General features: G+C 40.0%; 13 protein-coding genes and 5 pseudogenes. 5 read left to right on the top strand and 13 right to left on the bottom strand.

Translation table 11 applies throughout. From position 1 onward, the window contains the following. Positions 1-300: 300 nt before the first annotated feature. The 8 genes and pseudogenes from RS130_RS16515 to RS130_RS16480 all read right to left on the bottom strand — a co-directional run bounded on the left by RS130_RS16515 (position 301) and on the right by RS130_RS16480 (position 8,331). Positions 301-2,310 carry a glycoside hydrolase family 97 protein gene (locus RS130_RS16515; RefSeq protein ID WP_316026841.1) on the bottom strand — a complete coding sequence of 670 codons (2,010 nt, stop codon included), beginning with the start codon at positions 2,308-2,310 and terminating at the stop codon, positions 301-303. Positions 2,311-2,678: 368 nt separating this feature from the next. Continuing rightward, complete coding sequence (locus tag RS130_RS16510; protein ID WP_316026840.1) at positions 2,679-3,065, bottom strand: ferric reductase-like transmembrane domain-containing protein; 387 nt, start codon at positions 3,063-3,065, stop codon at positions 2,679-2,681. After that, positions 3,016-3,270 (bottom strand): cytochrome b family protein, encoded by a 255-nt coding sequence (locus RS130_RS16505; protein WP_316026839.1) that lies wholly within the window; start codon positions 3,268-3,270, stop codon positions 3,016-3,018. The genes RS130_RS16510 and RS130_RS16505 overlap by 50 nt, the downstream gene beginning before the upstream one ends. 57 nt (positions 3,271-3,327) lie before the next feature. Beyond that, positions 3,328-4,340: pseudogene (msrP, locus tag RS130_RS16500) on the bottom strand (protein-methionine-sulfoxide reductase catalytic subunit MsrP). 97 nt (positions 4,341-4,437) lie between these two features. Next, entirely contained in the window at positions 4,438-5,769 is a 1,332-nt protein-coding gene (locus tag RS130_RS16495) for an anti-phage deoxyguanosine triphosphatase (RefSeq protein ID WP_316026838.1), read from the bottom strand. A 97-nt stretch (positions 5,770-5,866) separates the two neighbouring features. Further along, positions 5,867-6,475 (bottom strand): 5'-deoxynucleotidase, encoded by a 609-nt coding sequence (gene yfbR, locus RS130_RS16490; protein WP_316026837.1) that lies wholly within the window; start codon positions 6,473-6,475, stop codon positions 5,867-5,869. Positions 6,476-6,478: 3 nt separating this feature from the next. Then, positions 6,479-7,699: pseudogene (locus RS130_RS16485) on the bottom strand (pyridoxal phosphate-dependent aminotransferase). A gap of 380 nt (positions 7,700-8,079) precedes the next feature. After that, positions 8,080-8,331, bottom strand: coding sequence for a hypothetical protein (locus tag RS130_RS16480; protein ID WP_316026836.1), 252 nt, complete (start codon positions 8,329-8,331; stop codon positions 8,080-8,082). Between the two features lie 130 nt (positions 8,332-8,461). Here RS130_RS16480 and RS130_RS16475 point away from each other — a divergent pair. Both RS130_RS16475 and RS130_RS16470 read left to right on the top strand, forming a co-directional pair. After that, positions 8,462-9,221 (top strand): annotated as a pseudogene (locus RS130_RS16475) (Nif3-like dinuclear metal center hexameric protein). Between the two features lie 19 nt (positions 9,222-9,240). After that, positions 9,241-9,999 (top strand): methyltransferase, encoded by a 759-nt coding sequence (locus RS130_RS16470; RefSeq protein WP_316026835.1) that lies wholly within the window; start codon positions 9,241-9,243, stop codon positions 9,997-9,999. Between the two features lie 195 nt (positions 10,000-10,194). Here RS130_RS16470 and RS130_RS16465 read toward each other — a convergent pair. The 5 genes and pseudogenes from RS130_RS16465 to sbcB all read right to left on the bottom strand — a co-directional run bounded on the left by RS130_RS16465 (position 10,195) and on the right by sbcB (position 14,164). Continuing rightward, positions 10,195-10,684, bottom strand: a pseudogene (locus RS130_RS16465) (glutathione peroxidase). A 165-nt stretch (positions 10,685-10,849) separates the two neighbouring features. Beyond that, a complete protein-coding gene (locus RS130_RS16460; RefSeq protein ID WP_316026834.1) occupies positions 10,850-11,731 on the bottom strand; it encodes a FapA family protein in 882 nt (293 codons plus the stop codon). A gap of 79 nt (positions 11,732-11,810) precedes the next feature. Beyond that, positions 11,811-11,999: a flagellar assembly protein A gene (locus tag RS130_RS16455; RefSeq protein WP_316026833.1), complete on the bottom strand. Its 189-nt coding sequence runs from the start codon at positions 11,997-11,999 to the stop codon at positions 11,811-11,813. A 231-nt stretch (positions 12,000-12,230) separates the two neighbouring features. Next, entirely contained in the window at positions 12,231-12,524 is a 294-nt protein-coding gene (locus RS130_RS16450; RefSeq protein WP_316026832.1) for a hypothetical protein, read from the bottom strand. Positions 12,525-12,722: 198 nt separating this feature from the next. Beyond that, positions 12,723-14,164, bottom strand: a pseudogene (gene sbcB, locus RS130_RS16445) (exodeoxyribonuclease I). Between the two features lie 686 nt (positions 14,165-14,850). Between sbcB and RS130_RS16440 the strand changes: the two are divergent. The 3 genes from RS130_RS16440 (at position 14,851) to RS130_RS16430 (ending at position 16,361) form a co-directional block, all read left to right on the top strand. Beyond that, complete coding sequence (locus RS130_RS16440) at positions 14,851-15,228, top strand: DUF4288 domain-containing protein (protein WP_316026831.1); 378 nt, start codon at positions 14,851-14,853, stop codon at positions 15,226-15,228. A 444-nt stretch (positions 15,229-15,672) separates the two neighbouring features. Then, entirely contained in the window at positions 15,673-16,128 is a 456-nt protein-coding gene (locus RS130_RS16435; RefSeq protein ID WP_316026830.1) for a DUF6194 family protein, read from the top strand. Between the two features lie 65 nt (positions 16,129-16,193). Beyond that, complete coding sequence (locus tag RS130_RS16430) at positions 16,194-16,361, top strand: hypothetical protein (RefSeq protein ID WP_316026829.1); 168 nt, start codon at positions 16,194-16,196, stop codon at positions 16,359-16,361. Positions 16,362-16,379 lie beyond the last annotated feature (18 nt).

The raw sequence follows: 16,379 nt of genomic DNA, 5'->3' as shown, positions 1-16,379 counted from the left end.
CGCACATTCCATCCCCGTATAACGGCGATTGAGCATACCTACCATTCAGTAAAAACAGTGGTTTTTCACTTTTACACATCAAAACTCAAGCAACCTAGAAATGTATAAAGATAAGAATAAGCCAAGCAGTTCAATTGCCTATCTGCGAACGTTAACTAGAAATTATGGGTGTCCTAAAATTGTTTTAACTAGAAATTATGGGTGTCCTAAAATTGTTATGGGTGTCCAAAAATTTTTTATGGCTGCATGCATTGGGGAGCTGGAGGTTGGAGACCTCCGGCTACTTGATTATTACCGCCTTTAATTTGGGGCTATGAGCGCTGCAAATCCACCACCATTGGCTAACCTAATTGTCAATTTACTGTGTTGGTTTACCTCCACCCTGTGCACTTTGGCTGGCGTAACTTGGTTATATCCTCCAAGCTCGCCTATGGCTAATGGGTTGAGTCCATTGATGTCTACTTTAGATGCTTGTAAGTCGTCTTCGGCTATCTGGGCTGTAAATTTTCCCTTCCCAATGAATGATAGATCGAGCTCATAATTCTTGGCTGTTTCATCATTTAATATTCCAATGAACCATTTGTCGCCACTGCGTCTAGCAAAAGCGGCAAGTTCTCCAATTTTACTACCCGATAGCACCTTGGTTTCATCCCATACAGTGGGTGTGTCCTTTATTATTTGTAGCATAGGTTTTATATCAGGATTATGTTGCAACACTACAGGGCTGTCGGCATAGACTTGAACAGGCGACAAAAATACAATTATGGTCGCGAGTTGATGGGCAAAAGTAGTCGCTCCTGGGTTGGTGAAAGACAATGGCGTATAATCACCGTGCCCTAGCAAGAATCGAGTAAATGGCAATGCTGCATTATGGGATGGGGGCAAGTGCTTGTTATGTAAATTAACCTCTATTCCTCGAATACCCTCTCGAGTAAGCTCATTGGGATAGGTCCGCGATTCTCCGGTCGGAGAGTGACTGCCATGAAAGTTAGCTAGTAATTGTCGACGAGCTGTTTCTTGCAAAAAGGCAATTTCAAAATCTATCAGCAGTTTACTTTCGCTATTCATGAAGTCCGTTTTGACCCCAATAGCACCAGCCGCTTTTACTTTATCTAAGTATTCTCGCATTTCGTAATAATTATTTGTTGGATCATCTATATCTTCAGAATGCACCCATACCCAGTTTTCGACGCCGAGCTTTTTACCCTGTAGGGTAATATCTTTTAGAGTTTTCCAAGGGGTGGGCCAATCTTTCCAGCCTGCATCAATAAGGTTATATTCAAAACCAAGCTCTGCTGCATAGCGGGTAAAATCTTTTTGATCGTTGATTGTCCCTAAACGCATGGACATCCAACTCCACACACTCCTACCAGGTTGAATATAATCAGTATCTGCAAATAACTTTGGATCTGGCGCTGGGTTTAAGTTGCTGATTAAATCACTGTTGACCAGCGTATCTAAATCTTTTCCTAGCATCACTACACGCCAAGGAGAAGTGATTGTGCCGTTTACATCGAAGCCTTTTTCACCCTCTGTAAAATTAGCTTTAAAGGTATTATCTCCAACGGCTTTTAGCCGCATACCACTATAATTATACAAAGCTGCTTTGGTGATGGCAGCGTAACCGTTGCTGTTTGGAAGCTCAAACACTAAAGGCGTACCTTGTATAGGCCCTTGTTTAGAGGTGGTAGGCATATCTTTCACATCTTCAGCTTTCCACCAACCAGCATAGGTTTTTAGTTTCCAATCACTGTCACGTTCAAAAAACCAAGTTTTGCTGTGGTCGGGTAAGGTCCAGCTAGAGGATTCACCATCTACATGCTGTTTATCATTGCTTGGTACAATATAACGATAAGCTGCACCATCATCATATAAACGCAAGGCGATTTGGAACTGCTTCTGGCTGTTTTTGTGCTGTAAAAAATATAGCCATTGATTATAGTGATTGTTGGCTACAGTATGATTACCTCGAGTGGGGTAAGTTTCATTAACAGTTGTTTGTTTAACATCCAGTAATTGGGCATGGTTTGCTAAATCCACGCCGTCTACCGTAATGCCAAGTGCTGATGGCTTAACAACTAACTTTCCTTGTAAATACACGACATATTGCAATGAGCCTTGGGGATCAACAAATACCTTTGACGTCACGTTTTGATTAGGACTAGATAATAATGGACTATCTTGTTGTGAACCAAAGGTCGTTATCTCATTTATTGTATGAGTAGACTTAGTACAACTAGCTAAAAAGATACTACTAACGGTAAAAAATACTAAAGCACTGAGTGTTTTTTTTGAACGAGTATTAAACATAGAATAAATAAGCCAAAGCTCTCCAATTGTTATTATTAAATAGAGTACAATTCGGTGCCGAAACCGTGTCGCACTTCTAACCTTTCATTAACAATTGTTGCATAAACTCAATATGACACATTTAAATAACAACTATTTAATCTGAACTTAGATTATGAGTGTCGTTTCCAATTAAATTTTGCAAGAAAATTTCAAACACGTAAAAATATGCCCCAGTAAAATTTGGCTTAAGGTTTATTCGATAACGACACTTTTCGACTATAGCAAGGCGGGTAGTCATATGTAATTACGTGTTATTGCTAGAAAATCCAGCGCGGCTAGACGCAACAAGAGCGTTATCGAGAAGCTCGGCTTATCCCGATCTAGAATTACTCAGCGTGCACTTTGGGTTGTCTCGCTTTTTTACGTTTTAAATAAGTTTGAAGTTTATTTTTTCTAAAGCTTAATAATAGAAGTAGGATGGCCCAATAAATGAGCGGTTCAGTTAGGTTAGACTTTACCGACCAAATAAAATGTAAGGCGATCATTAGTGCTGCTAGATAAACCCAATTGTGCAGCTTTTGCCAATTTTTTCCTAATTTTCGCTGCATGTTTTTAGTTGAGGTAAGTGTTAGAGTACTTAAAATTATCAGCGCCACAAAGCCAACAGTGATGTAGGGGCGTTTGATGATTTCGCTGAATAGCAGTGACCATTCAAATTGTAATTCAAATACAATATAATCTGGCAAAGTGACAAAAGGCATAAAGAAAAGCATACAAGCCTAGTAATCGCCTAGTGCGAATTAGCAATGCTTGTTTGCTAAATTTGGCTAATGGCGAAACCAATAAAGACAGCAGCAGTAAATTAAACGCGCCGATACCTGTAAAATGTAAAATGGCTTCAACGGGATCCCCTCCCAATTTATCGTCTATAGCCTGATAGTAGGTGAAGATGAGTGGCCCTAAAGCTAAACAATGCATGCTAACTTTTAGCCATGTAATGTAGGCTGGTTTAAGCTTTATCATCAATCATTGAGCTCAGTAGTTTTTACTTAGATCCATGCCCGAATAGAGCGATGCAACTTCGTCATAACCATTAAACATTTGAGTGGCAATACGGTTTCGAGATAACAATCCACCGGTCGTAATTCTGCGTTCACTGGCTTGGCTCCACCTTGGATGATCAACTTGAGGATTGACATTAGCGTAAAAACCATACTCACTTGCGGCCAATAAGTTCCAAGTGGTAGGCGGCTTTTTATTGGTTAATCGAATTTTAACAATTGACTTAATACTCTTAAAACCATATTTCCATGGGGTTACCAATCTAATAGGTGCACCATTTTGAGCCGGCAGTGTTTTACCATACAAGCCCACAGACATAAGAGTAAGAGGGTGCATGGCTTCATCTAATCGTAAACCTTCGACGTAAGGATAATCTATGCCCCCTCCCGCGTACCGACTTTTTTGCCCTGTAGCATTTGTTTAGGATCATATAGGGTTTCAAAGGCTACATATTTGGCCGAACTTAGCGGCTTAGCCAGTTTAATCATTTTAGATAAAGAAAAGCCCAGCCAAGGCACCACCATGGACCATGCCTCGACGCACCTGAGTCGATAAATTCGTTCTTCAAGGTCAAATTTAGTGAAGAGATCATCGTAGTTTAAGGTGATAGGGGTTTCGACCAAACCGTCTATTTCAAGCTTCCATGGGTCGACTTTAAACGCTTGTGCATTTTCAACAGGATCAGACTTGTTGGTGCCAAATTCATAAAAATTGTTGTGGCTGATCACTTTTTGCTCGGGAGTTAGTTTTTCATCCGACTGATATTGTTTTGGTTGGCTGAATTTCAGAGCTTTAGTTTTAAATACTGTCGCTTTTTCATCATCGTCACCAAAAAAGCCCAATGCATGACTTTGACTAGAAGATAGTAACGCGCCAGCCCCGATAAATCCCATGGTTTTTAGAATTTCACGCCGGTTTTGGTATACCGTTTCGTCGGTTACATTGTTTTCTTTGATGTCACTTTTTTGGGTACGTTTTATAAGCATATTCACTTACTCAATTACAATTTCATGGACTGTGATCTAGTAGACCTCGAACCTAGTTAAAACATTGCATCACAAAAGTATCACAGGGCTTAGCCAGTTAATTTAGTGGATCTGGCAAACCATTACCGGTTGGTAAAAACAAGGTCGAATACAGTTTAGAAGCAAAACCGTCGGTCATGCCAGCGATGTAATCTGAAATGACTCGGTGACCATTATTATTGGCTTCTTCTTCTAACCAGCGAGTTTTTGTGTTGTCAGGTAACAAACGCAATGGATCTGAGTTAAACGCTTCAAATAACTCCATAACAATTTGTTGACCTTTATATTCCAATAGTTGTAATTCGGGTTTTAAGATCACTCTCTTAAACACATATTGCTTAAAAACCGAAATACAACGTTGATACAGCTTAGGAAAGGTTGCATTGTAAACCAGTAGCTCATCCGAAAAAGTAGCATCTGTTTCATTAATTTCGATATTGGTAATGAAACAATTGACCAGCGCACCAATCGCATCTTTACGTAAGTGATGTTCATTGCTAAACAATTTTTCTGACAACTGCTCAATATGATCACTTAACCAACCTTCTCCTAGCTGTTTGATTGGCTTTACGACTTCATGTTCGAATTGTTGCTGATTAGCGATCCCCATCACAATGGCATCTTCAAGATCATGCACGCTATAGGCAATGTCATCGGCCAATTCCATAATTGAGCAATCAAATGACTTAAATTTAGTTTTGCTATGGTGAGTCGTTGATGTGTTGATAGCTGAAAAGTGCTTTTTGTCTGCTTCGCTTAGAGGAGCTAACAACCAATCAAAAATATCTTTGTCGCAGTGGTACAAACCTTTAGGTGGATGCCACTGTTTGGCTTTAATTTGCCGCTTGTTAACAAGACTTTGTTGCTCAGAAATAACACTAGGGTTGTGTAAGTTATCAATAAAATTGGGGTACTTAACCAATCCCAAAAGTGTACGGCGTGACAGGTTCATCCCTGCGTCTGCAGTGTACGGCTCAAGTCGAGTCACTATTCTAAAGGTTTGGCCATTACCTTCGAAACCACCATGGTCACGCATCATGTAATGTAAGGCTACTTCGCCCCCATGACCGAAAGGGGGATGGCCTATATCGTGGGCTAAACACAGTGCTTCGATTAGTATGTCGTTTAGGCCGAGTTTTTTGGTCAGGGCAGGGTATTTGGTTCTAAGCTGAGCGGCTATGCCTTGACCGATTTGTGAGGCTTCAAGGGAATGAGTGAGGCGAGTACGATAAAAATCACTCATACCCACACCTAATACTTGGGTTTTAGACTGCAACCTGCGAAATGCTGCGGAATGTAAAATGCGCGCCTTATCTCGCTGAAAAGGAGTGCGATGATCGCCCTCACGCTCGGTTTTTTTGTCTAGAAATCTGTTTGTCCAAGGTTCCATTATTATGCTAACGCCGCTGTCTATTTAACTATCAATCTGAACAAAGTTATTGATTTTAATCAAGTTGATAGTTAATAAAATTAGGCTAGACGGGGATTTAATTGTCTTCTTGGGTGATTTCGTCAAGACTTAGACTAAAACTGGGTACATAGGCTTGCATAAAGTAATCAACTTCTGGCGAGTGATAATCCTTAAGCATCTGATCCAAACGTTTTTTGGCTAAGCCGAATTCTCTATTTCCTGCAGATAGTTCTTCTAAGGTTTTCAAGTAGGCGCAAATGACATCGGCTGCTTTGACGATAAATATAATTTCGTCACTATGACGGTGATGATCGATAAGTTTTGCATAATCATCATGAAAATCTTTGGGGGCCATATTAATTAGCTTTTGCTCAGCTATTTTTTCAATTTTTTTATATTCGTCTCGAATGACCGGATTGGAATACTTCACCGGCGTTGGTAAATCGCCAGTAATCACCTCAGACACGTCATGAAACATCGCAATGGTAGCCACTTCATTTGGATCGAGCTTACCAGAAAAATATTTATTACGAATTAGCGCCAATGAGTGGGCGACCATCGCGACTTGAAGACTGTGCTCTTGCACATTTTCAGTACGGACATTGCGCATTAATGGCCAGCGGTTAATTAACTTCATACGAGACAGATGAGCAAAGAAGTGACTCTTGATTGTACTTAAACTCATTGACTAGTTAACCTGTTGGTAATGTTTGAAAAAATTAGCAATACCTTGTAATGCTGGCTTAAGTACATCAACACTGGGCAAAAATACCAACCTAAAGTAACAGCCTTTATGTAGATTGAATGCTGAACCATGCACTAGTAGCACTTTTTCAGTTCGCAGTAAGTCAAAGATCATTTGTTCGTCACTGGTGATGTTGAATTTTTCCGCATCGACTTTAACGAAACAGTACATTGCGCCTTGAGGTGAGATGCATTACAGGCCATCGACCTCATTTAACATTTTAACCGCCAAATCACGTTGCACTTTTAAGCGGCCGTCCCCATTAATTAACTCATTAATACTTTGATATCCACCCAAAGCGGTTTGGATCGCATGTTGACTAGGGACATTGGCGCACATACGCATAGAAGACAGCATATTGAGCCCCTCAATGTAGCCCTTAGCAATACGTTTGTTGCCGCTTACCACTAACCAGCCTGCGCGAAAACCTGCCACTCGATAGTTCTTAGATAAACCACCTAACGTGATAAAAAATACATCATCAGCCATTGAAGCGATGCAATGGTGTTTGGCTTGGTCGTATAATATTTTGTCATAAATTTCATCACTGATGATAGCAATGCCAAACTCTCTAGCGACCTCTATGATTTGTTGCAATAACGCACGACTGTATACTGCGCCAGTTGGGTTATTCGGATTAATCAGCACTATGGCTTTGGTCTTTTCGGTTATTTTACTACGAATATCGTTAATGTCTGGTTGCCAGTTATTGGCGTCATCACATAGGTAATGCACAGGTTTACCTGAAGCCAAGCTGACGGCCGCTGTCCAAAGGGGATAGTCGGGAGCTGGAATTAACACTTCATCGTCGTTGTTTAGTAAGCCTTGCATTGCCATAACAATGAGTTCGCTAACGCCATTTCCTATAAATATATCGTTAATAGTGACGTTTTTGATTTGCTGTTGTTGGTAATACTGCATCACCGCTACTCGTGCCGAGTAAATTCCATTTGAATCTGAATACCCTTGAGATTTAGGGAGGTTGTGGATCACATCTTTTAGAATATCGTCAGGGGCTTCAAAACCAAAAGGGGCAGGGTTACCTATATTAAGTTTTAATATACGGTGCCCTTCATCTTCCATTTTTTTGGCTTCGGTTAAGATTGGACCGCGAATTTCGTAACAGACGTTTTCTAATTTATTGGATTTGTTGATTATCTTCATGAGCTTAAACGAGGTGACAGCAAGGCGTACAGAGTAAACCAACAGTACTATGACTGTTAAGTGTTATTTGCTATATGGGTAGAGAATTTATGTAATCGCACATGATCGTCAATGTGTAATGCGTAATTGATTGTCATTTTTGCTATTGTCTACAACGCACTTTTAGCTTGCAGAGCAGGGTAGATATTCAGTCAACGACTGAGCAAATAGTTAAAAAACCACCGAGTAACACTACGGGTGGCTTTTTATTGGTAGCACTTTATGAGTCAATTAAAATTAGCGCTAAATTGGCTATCGAGGCGCTCTGGCCCCGGAGTTGTCTTGTTTAATTTTTTGGGCCCAAAATGCCTTAACTGAGAACCCTGAAGCATTAGCTTTTTTCACTGATTTTTCTTGCTAGCGGGCTTTTTGGCAGTCGTAGATTTTTCCGCTTGAGGTTTTTCGGTTTGATTGGCCGCTGAAGAAGAGCCCATTGTCGCAATTTGTTCTTGTAGTTCGGCTAATCGAACATTTTTTGCTCCATCGACACTGTACCAGCCACCTTTCGCTTCAATCGTAGGAGCTTTCCCGTTAGCCTTAGTATATGCTTCTGTGAAATTTTCGATTACTTGATCTTTGTCCAATTTAGTCATAATCAGGTTTTTACCTTCTATATAATTGTTTACAGAATTTGCTCGGTTTTTATACCTTTTTTTAACATAAATGTCTAATCACCTTGCTAAGTGCTAGTTATTTATACAACTTACTGTTTGAGGATCGTCAATGTCAGTGACAAGAGACACACTTTTAGCTTTTCTTGATTCATTATTAACGCCCCATAAAATCCGTGATTATTGTCCTAATGGATTACAAATTGAGGGCAAGCAAGTGATGCATAAAATCGTCACCGGAGTGACGGCTTCACAAGCACTAATCGACCACGCAATAAACGTTAAGGCTGACGGGATTTTAGTGCATCACGGCTATTTCTGGAAGGGGAAAACCCTGCATAACGGGAATGAAGAAGAAACGTTTGGCGAGTTTGTTAGCCCATGACATCAATTTGTTTGCCTACCATTTACCTATAGATGTTCATCCTGACTTAGGTAATAACGCGCAATTGGCAGATTTACTAGGAATTCAGAATATTCGTACCCTTGAAGAAAGTAATCCGAGCTGTGTGGTCATGCAAGGGCAGTTTGCTGACCCCATAACCGCTGACGAGCTAACAGATATTATAACGGCAAAGTTAGATCGCAAACCGCTACATGAGCCAGCTCAAAAAAAGCGCATTCAAACTGTAGCTTGGTGTACGGGCGGGGGCCAAAATTATATACAACAAGCGGCAGAGCTGGGAATTGATGCATTTATTACCGGTGAGGTATCGGAACAAACCATCCATATTGCTAGAGAAATGAATATTCACTTTTATGGGGCCGGACACCATGCAACAGAGCGTTATGGAGTAAAAGCTATAGGTCAACATATTCAGCAAGAGTTGGATGTGGAGGTATTATTTGTCGATATGCCAAATCCCGCATAAAAAAGGAACAAACTGTTAAATGAAAAATGGCCCAGAGGATCGCAGTTTTAACGATATTGCCAATAAATTTCAAAAGAACATTTATGGTTCTACTAAAGGGCGACTGCGTCACGAATTGCTACTCCATCATTTAGCCCAGCATACCTCTATTGCTGCCAGCCGACTGCAGATATTAGATGCTGGCGGGGGCACAGGTGTTATGGCCGAGTCATTGTTGAATATGCAGCATTCGCTCACCTTGACCGACATTTCCCAGGAAACATTGGACATAGCAGCAGATAGGCTAGGCAGGTTTGATAAGCTTTCAATCCTAAAATCTGACATTTTGTCTTTACCGCAAAAACAATACGATTTAGTCATCTGTCATGCCGTTTTAGAGTGGGTAGAAAAACCTAAAGCTGTGCTTGAAAAGTTAGCCAGCTTAGTTAAACCCCATGGCTTTTTGTCAGTTAGCTTTTTTAATCGTGATGCGCAACTATTTGGCAATATGTGTTATGGCAACTTTGATTATGTGGAGCAAGGTATGCAAGTTAAGAATCGGGTTCGTTTAACGCCAAATAATCCATTGAAACCGAAAGATGTACTGACTGAGTTTGCCGCTTTACCACTGTCGATAAAGCTTACAGCTGGGATCCGTTGTTTTCATGATTACTTACGGGATCTTGATAAGCAAGAAAAGTACTACCCGCAGCTAAAATCCTTAGAAATACAATATGGTGACCAAGAGCCATATCTATGGCTAGGTAAGTACTTTCAAATTATTGCGCAAAAAGTGTGACCCCATCTCTTTTGATAATCTAACGCGCAGTTAGCACATGACAAATAATGTTCCTGAGGCCTTTGCGCTGAGGTGTTAGTTATTTGAAAGGCTAGGACTTGCGGTAACTGACAACTTGCACAGACGCCCTAGAATATAGGCTGAGATAGCACCGTCTACATGGTTTGGCAAAAACCACTAACTACTGAGCGCATTTTATTTAGCTAGCAGGGCTTTGATATCAGCCGTTATTTTTTCCGGTGTAGTAGTAGGCGCATAACGTTTAACCACTTGTCCTTTTTGGTTGACTAAAAACTTGGTGAAATTCCATTTAATCTTTTGCGTACCTAGCATGCCTTGGCGCTTGTTGTTTCAAATACTTAAAAAGCGGCGCCGCGTTTTTGCCATTAACCTCTGTTTTTTTGAAAAGTGGAAATTCGATATTGAAATTCACATTACAGAATTGTTCTATTTCCTGATCATTTCCCTGTTCTTGATGTCCAAATTGATCGCAAGGAAACGCTAATACGGAAAACCCTTGCTGGTTATATTGACTGTATAAGGCTTGAAGTCCTGAATATTGTGGGGTAAAGCCGCATTGGCTGGCGGTGTTGACGATCAACAGTACCTTATCTTTAAAGTGGGTAAAATTTATCGCTTCGCCGTTATTTAATGTGGCATCGAATTGATAGATAGTTTCGGGCATCAGTTTATGTTTCCTCTTGAGTGACAGGCACACCAATTCGTATTGATAGGTGACCTATTTGAATGCATTTAGCGGTTTTTGAATAAGGCGGAGTTGTGCAGGAATGGTCGCTCGAATAGGACACTCAGGGGTTATTTATACGAATGCACTAAGAGTCGTCAGTTCCTAGCGACATAGTTTGCCGACTATAGGTACACATTGCCACTGATGATGTTCAAAGGTAACTTGAGAACGGTCCAGTTCTTTTTCTGCGCGCCATGTTCGATTATTTAGTTTAAGTGTGACGCCGGGATACACTTTTTTAGATGCAATCATCTTAATATTGGCTTGATACCTTTCTTTGGTTCGGTTCATTTCTGTGGCTTTTTGGTGTAACCAATTTAAAAGCTGCGTTTCGCCTTGATATAACTGATTTGCTTCATCTACTCTGCTTTGCATATCTTTAGGTACAAACTTAGAATTTATGATGTTCATTCTTTCCATATGCCTAAGGTTGTTTTGGGATAGCTGCTTGAGTAAGTCGTCTAAGGTGTCTTTTTGGTCTACTAGGGTATTAAACATTTCACTGTAATCAATACTTAAATTACTTCCAGATACTGCACCAATTGTACCGGCAGAAAACTGGTCACCGCATTTTATTTTACAGGCAAAAATATTACCGTTAGGGTTGTCCGCTGAACCAATCGTCACTTTGCCCTTGGTATCAATTTTACTATGAGCTAATTGCCGGCCAATGGTGACATTGTTATGGCATTTTATATTTAAGCCTTGGCCGTGTTGAATATGTACACTACCTTGAGAGATTAAGTTACAACTATATTCGGTTAACTCGTCATTGACTTTGCCCATTGCCCCTTCGGTGATAATAATATCACCAGTGGTTTGTATATAAGCTGACTCTACAAAGCCATTGACCGTCACATCGCCAGTGGCGATAATTTTCATGTTTTCTGTGACATCTCCATTCACTAATACCGCGCCGTCATATTCGATATTGCCGGTGCCTACATTTACGCCTTTACACACGTAAACATCGTCAATCCACATTTTCGAGCCTTTAAACTTGGGCATACCGGTAATGTCTGCGAGCAGTAAATTCTCATCATTTGGGCTAATAACAGTGCCTTTAATTCAGGTCTGAATTTTTACCCATTCGCCATAGCTTAGGCTTTATCTTGGTTCCTTTAATAGTAAAGCCTTTTCGGCCTTCTGTAGGCGGTAACCTGCGTAATAGATGTGTGCCTTTCTTAACACAAATAACCGCGCCTAAATTTCGCATATCGACTCGCTCACCATCTTGGGTTTGAGGGGTCAAAAATTCTTTCTAATGCATTTTGTACCAGAGGATGTAATTTAGATGAACGTCCTGCTTTGGGCGGTAATCCAATGGCGACTACATCTTTCACTTTATCTCCTTAGTGAGGAACGTTCTAGAGCGTAAGCGAGTTTGCTCAATCGCTTAGTACTGATACCCGGGTGATGCCAAGTGATCTTAGATGAGCAATTAAATGATTTGTTGTTACTGGCTTGCCGGCGTAGCCGCAAGTTAGGTAAGGCTGGCTGACAATTCATCTTCTCTGATCGTACATTTGATGTCACTATCACGACGTTCGCCAATTCTCTTGGTAATTATGCGATTATCATGATTGGCTTTAGCGTTTTTACAGTTACTGATGACATTAATAATGTCTTCGTCAAAGATAAAGAAGTTGGAATATTCACTGTTAGAAACTAAATTAAATAGCGCTTTAGCGTCAATATTGGTCTCTAACAGAGATGGATCAATGTCAACTTCTAAAAATTTATCTGTTTCATCAACTTTGAGTGCTATTCCAAGCATTTAACCGCCTTAATAATGTCAATTTTCTAAAGTTTATAAAACTCATAAATTTGATATCGGCACATTGCGCATAAAATCTAGTGGTATGGAGAATATTCTCAACCCTTTATTTTTATTGGCCTGAGGCACACAATTAAGCTACATAATATCAATCTACTAAAGTCCCCACTTTGTAAAACGTTATTCTTATACCACTTTCTACAAATTTTTTGCGTATACAAATAGGCTTTTAAGTATGTTTAATTTATCAGGGTGATGTTCATATTCAATACTTAATTGCTCTATTAACTGCATGTATTCATTTAGCTTTATACTGGCGCTAGAAGTCTCGTCGGTCAACTTAAATTGACGAAATCGTTTGCCACTTTTCTGTTTCTGCTTGGCTCAATGATTGAGGCACGTTGCGGGCTCGATATCTGAATAATAGCGTGTTTAATCGGTCATCTTCGAAAGGTAGAGTAAGCTCTGTCAGCTCCTCTACACTGGCATTGACTACTTGTTGCATTAAATATTTGTCGGCTGAAGAAAAGAATCCACCACTATATAACGCATAGTCTGCATCTAATGGCGCGCTATCGTGCTCTACTGTGTAGACTTGATGTAACTTAGCGAGTAGAGAATCATGGTTTTTAATTTTCTGTAAGTTATCCAAGCAGGATTGCCTATCAATATTCAATCGTTGAGCGTTTTCGGTGGTCAATGTTTTAGCAGGCGCTAACACTGGGCATTTATTAATATGCACCAATTTAATTGGCAGTCGTTGTTCACCTTCATCTAACATGCTGCTTGGCGTGTACAATTTTGTTCTTATTTGTTCTGGCGTCAGGTTAAAAAGCGGGCTAGGATCTTGAGCTAAATTTAATGTAATCACCGCATTTTTGTTGGTTGGATGAAAACCGACTGGCACTATCCACGTACAACAGCCTTGCTCTGAAGGTATTTTCGAAGAGACATGCACTAAAGGCGTGAGTTGTTCGCAATTAATCAATTCGAGCACGTTTTTTCTTGTGTCTTAAATTAAAGATGTAATCGTATAATTTAGGTTGCGCAGTCTTAATGAGCTTTGCTATAGCGATAGTGGCATACACATCAGACATTGCATCGTGAGCGTCTTGGTGTTGTACATTGTTAGCCTTGGTCAAATCTTCTAGTTTAAAGCTTGGTTGGCCGTTTTCTTTGAGTGGCCATTCAATTCCCTCGGGCCTAAGTGCATAGCAGGCTCTCGCTAAATCGATAATGTCCCACCGACTGTTACCGTTCTGCCATTCTCTGGCGTAAGGATCGTAGAAATTTCGATACAAAGTGTAGCGTGTTATTTCATCGTCAAATCGAATATTGTTGTAACCTGCAACACAGGTGTTTGCTTGGCAAAACTGTTGATGAATTTTGCCTATAAACTCTCGTTCAACTACGCCTTCCCTTAAGGTTTTTGAGGGGTAATACCGGTCACCAAACAGGCATAGGGATTGGGTAAACAGTCGCTGGATATCTGGCTATACAACATTAATGGCTCGTCAATAATGTTCAATTCCAAGTCTGTTCTAATCCCGGCAAATTGGCATGGCGCATCTTTTTTGCGGATTAGCGCCCCAAGTTTCGTAGTCGTGCCAGTAGATTGAGGGGGTCTTTGATGTGTTCATTTTGGGAATATTTCTTGTTGTTTTGTGTTTGTTTTCATAAGTGTTTTAAATAAAAGTTGGTAGTTTTTTTTAATTGTTAGGCATTTTCTTTTTCGTTTCCAACTTCAATTTTTGTGTCGCAGAAATTAAAATGTGTGTCACTGAAAATACGTGGTCAATATGACGTTAAGTGATACTAAACTAAAGGTGTTGCTGGGTAAACGTCGATCTATAGTGACTGGGTCTGCTGAGAGAGAAGGTTTGAGCGCTCCAATTAAGACGCTCCAATTAAGACACCCATAACTGAATTTGCTGATAAGCGTAACTTAATTTGATGACAATCTTTATAAGATTCACTTTTATGAGTGTCTCGATAAGAATGCTACCGTACGTTTTGCATAACGCTTTTATACATTTCTTCGGCGATCATATTCAAAAAAGGAGAGGGTGAATTAGGCATAAATTACACCTTTATTTATATGTATGTTTATACAGTTATAGTCGTTATCTCTGATAACAGCAAGTTCTTGGCAAAATGTCGCATATCAACAAAACTGTTTTTCGTTACAGGAAAGAAAACTAACCTATACAAAGACATAGAAAACATGCTAAAAATGATGAATGTAGATATGCGACAAAATGAGGTGTTTAAACGCCTCATTTTGCAAGAGATTAATATTGTTAAGCCTCTGGAGTACTAGTTAACAATGGAAAATAACTCACCTATTGGGTGGTACATTGCGTCATATGTAATAAGGTTCATTGAAATTGAAGATGGCGCTAGTAATAATCCTGATAAAAAGTTTTTAGTCTGGGAAAATTCAATTTTGGTGAAAGCTTCAAACAAATCTGAAGCTTATGATAAAACAGTTAATTTTGCTTGTGAAAATTGCGAACCATATGAAGGTGGCAAGCTAGCGACTCCAGTTAAATGGAGATTTGAGGGCGTTACAAGTTTGCTGGCTATATACGAAGAGTTTGAAGATGGATCTGAAATAATGTATCGCGAATATAATCAGAAGCTTAAGAAAATTAGAAAGGGCATTTTAACTAGAACTGAGGCCATTGGTGAAAACGATGCCTAACAAACCAATCAACCGGACCCAAACTCGCTGGCTGGGCTCGTGCCTCGCCATTATAGCCAACAAGTTTGCGCCGTTTATTAGGGGCGTTATGTGCCAAGGGAACCATGAAGCCTGAGAAACCTACAATTATGGGAATGGCTGAGTTTGAGCCATCAGCTAAGTGTCCAAATTGTAATCTAATAATGTATTTAGGTAACAGGTGCCCTCATTGTGATCATTTGTTAAGTCAACCTGAGCAAAAAGCTCAAAAGTTGTTTTGGATAAAAGTCAGAAGTAATGGTTACAAAAAAGGCTTAGTTTTCTTTTCATTATTTATTTTAATAATCTGGTGGGCATATGGCACATAACAAAAACATTATGGTGGGAATTTTACTCGCTGGGCTTCGCCCAAAAGCGCTCCTAAAATCCCCATATGTTAAGCGTTAGCAGTATTAAGGAAATTCAGTGCAAGTAGAAGATATTGTTGAAAAAATCAAAAATGATTTTGAAGGTGTTGTTCCCAAATCAAGCTGGGGAGAAACCTCATTGTTTTATAACCCCGGCATGAAGCTACCTAATGGCGTATATTTCTGCACTCTGAAAGAAAAGAATGGCGATAATGACAAGGCATCTGAACTGGATCGTGCTGGTATATTTAGATTAAGTATCGGTATCGCAAAAGGATCTTACGAAAAGCTCTTTGGCAGTAAACCTAAAAGGCCACCAAAGGGTGGCATCATAGATACTGGTCATGATTTCACAGCACTTAATGAACTCATGCCACACCCAATCTACGGGTGGATGTCTTGGGTTCAGGTGTTAAATCCAAGCGCATCCACTTTTGAAGGTATACTTCCTTTAATAGCGGAGGCGCATTCAAATGCCGTCATCAAGTTCAACAAAAAAACTGCTAACAAGTAGCTGCAGCGGACTCGCTACCGCGCGCTCGGTGAGCTAAGCGTTAGAAGTACCAGAAGGATCTGCAAATGCCTTACTACAATTTGGCTATATTAAAGACTGCTGCAAAAGTGTCGTTTCTGCATATTTCATGGCTGGTCGCCCTCATTGGTATCCCGATAGTCTTTTTCAGAGATGGCCTTAATTTAATTGAAAAGTCATTATTATTTGCTGGGTTATTGCTTTTTTCTGGCTAGTCTACTTGCTTTGTTGCG

Source organism: Paraglaciecola aquimarina, assembly GCF_032464635.1.
Classification (GTDB): Bacteria; Pseudomonadota; Gammaproteobacteria; order Enterobacterales; family Alteromonadaceae; genus Paraglaciecola; species Paraglaciecola aquimarina.
Note: the sequence above shows the minus strand (reverse complement) of the source record. Positions and strands in the feature narration are given on the sequence as shown.